The sequence below is a fragment of the Rhodoferax sp. UBA5149 genome, from assembly GCF_002413825.1.
GTDB lineage: Bacteria > Pseudomonadota > Gammaproteobacteria > Burkholderiales > Burkholderiaceae_C > Rhodoferax.
This window is the reverse complement of the sequence record NZ_DHXT01000088.1, coordinates 27011-29156: the sequence shown is the minus strand read 5'-3', so window position 1 is coordinate 29156 and position 2146 is coordinate 27011. Positions and strand designations below refer to the sequence as shown.

Sequence of the window (2146 nt, the reverse complement as noted above, 5' to 3'; positions counted from 1 at the left end):
ACCTTCGCCAAAATGTTTTCTTTGGCCGCAATGAGTTCAAGCTCGGAATAACTCGCCAGATGGGAAATCAGGTCATCAAGGTCAGCTCGTAAACCGGTTGCTTCTTCATGGGCAACGACACCGATTTTTTTGCCCGCCGCTTGAGTGGCGTCCAGCAGGTGCGCCGCTGAGGTGGCGACATGTCCGGCCATATCACCTGCAGCGTCAGATGCAGTTTCACTTTTGCCGGGAAGATTAAGAGTTTCCATTGATGTCTCCTGTGACGTGGGTAAGAGATGTTGGTGGTGGCTTGCCTCCGGGGCCCGGCACAAGTTTGGTCCGGAGCTTGGCGTCCAAGCCGGGCGTGGCTCTCATATCGGTATCTACCAGGCCCGCGTCAATATCGCGCTTGGCCTGCTTCATCGCAGGGTCAGGTGCGTCGGCAACGCTGCTGGTGGATTCATCGCGTTCATGGGGGAGCGGCAGCCCTTTGCCCACAATTGCCGGACTGGTCAGGGGCTTCGCGGTGACGGGCTGTGATTCAGGGTTCGCTGGTGTAAGAGACATGACAATCCTTGTTCGCTAAATGGCTAAATCCAGGGCCAAGGCTCGTGGCACGCCGAAACTGGACCTTAAGGCAATTGAGGGGCCGCACAGAGTTCATACGCGGCCTATTTCCCCAGGCTGTCTCGCAACGTTTTGACCTTGTCGTGCGCTTGCTGGACGCTTTGAAACTGGCGCTCAACGATGTCCCGCACATCCGACGGCAGGGTTTTCGCCAGCGCTTTCTTGTAGGCATTGACGGCGTGATCCTCACTGGTTTCGGTGGCCGCCAGGATGGCACGGTCGCCGCCACCCAAGGCTGACTTCAGATCCATCCAGCCGCGCTGCAGCGCCCCTGAAACGGTACCCGTGTTGTCAGGTTCGTCTCCCAGGGAGTGCACCAGTGTTTGCAGTTCACCAACGAACTGTGCGCGGGAACGGCTTTGTTCAAAACAGAATGTTTTAATCTGTGGCGCATCAATCTTCTCGGCAGCTTCCTGAAAGCCTTTCTGGGCGTCGCGGTTGAGTTCAATCAGACTGTTGAGTGTGCTGACTACTTGATCCGGTTTCATTGAAGGTTGGTTCATAAAAGTCCTTTTCGTTTAGCAGGCGCCGCGTCACCACGGCAGAGGGTAAATAGACCGCGGCCGGTAGTCGGCCGTAACGCCGTGGTGGTTAGCGGAATCACCGCTGTGCAGCACGACCCTGCGAATTTACGTTGGTGAATTGAGAGCGTCTGTGCCCCAGCGAACATTGCCCGACGATGTTCTGCTCCGAGCAAAGGGCCCGTTTGGAACACAAAGCGCTTGGGGTAGCGTTCCTGGGGGCCCAGGCCGAACAGGGCGACGCGCTTAATCCGCAATGCTTGCACTTTTCCTGAATAAATGGGCTGAAAAAGCGTTAAGCCAAGCCGCGCATGCGGGATAGGATTTATGCTCCGGGGGCGCTGCATAATCCCGGCTCCCGCCGTTAACCTCCTGATCCCGGCGCTACTTCAACCCATTGGCCCACCTATGTCCTGCGTCTTTTTTTATCCATGGGCAGCGGCATGAGCCATGCGGTCGCCCGCCTGCGCGAGCAGCGTCTGGCGCGCTTTGACAAGCCCTTTGTTGCCCGTGGTTCGCATGCGCCGCGCTGCCTCAGCTGCCGGGTGATGTTCAGCCACTGCCTGTGTGCCCTGCGCCCCCAAGTGACGACCCGCGCCGGCATGTGCCTGATCATGTGCGACATCGAGCCGCTCAAACCCAGCAACACCGGCTGGTTGATCGCCGACGTGGTGCCGGACACCGCCGCCTTTGGCTGGTCGCGCACGCAAGTGGACCCCGCCTTGCTGGCCCTGCTGGCCGACCCGCAATGGGCGCCTTGCCTGGTGTTTCCCGGCGAGTATGTCGCCCCTGAGCGCGTCGTTACCGAGGTGCCCCAGGTTCCCGGCAAACGCCCGCTGTTTGTGCTGCTCGATGCCACCTGGTCGGAGGCCCGCAAGATGTTTCGCAAAAGCCCTTACCTGAACCACTTGCCGGTGCTCAGCCTGCAGCCCGAACAACTCTCGCGCTACCGCCTGCGCCGCTCGACCCGCGATGACCACCTGTGCACCTCGGAGGTGGCCGCGCTGTGCCTGGCCTTG

General features: G+C 59.7%; 3 protein-coding genes. 1 reads left to right on the top strand and 2 read right to left on the bottom strand.

Annotation, left to right across the window (positions count from 1 at the left end; all coding sequences use genetic code 11):
* Positions 1-248, bottom strand: a 248-nt coding sequence (locus B3V69_RS07535) for a hypothetical protein (protein WP_296445258.1), incomplete at its 3' end; no start/stop codon positions are given.
* Positions 249-650: 402 nt separating this feature from the next.
* Positions 651-1109, bottom strand: a complete 459-nt coding sequence (locus B3V69_RS07530) for a PA2169 family four-helix-bundle protein (protein ID WP_296445256.1) — start codon at positions 1107-1109, stop codon at positions 651-653.
* Positions 1110-1570: 461 nt separating this feature from the next.
* Between B3V69_RS07530 and B3V69_RS07525 the strand changes: the two genes are divergently transcribed.
* On the top strand, positions 1571-2146 hold a 576-nt coding region (locus B3V69_RS07525; RefSeq protein WP_296445254.1), incomplete at its 3' end, for a tRNA-uridine aminocarboxypropyltransferase.

Bases quoted from the DNA above. Each gene is read 5' to 3' on its own strand.
- B3V69_RS07530 (WP_296445256.1), bottom strand. From the start codon at position 1,109: ATGAACCAACCTTCAATGAAACCGGATCAAGTAGTCAGCACACTCAAC.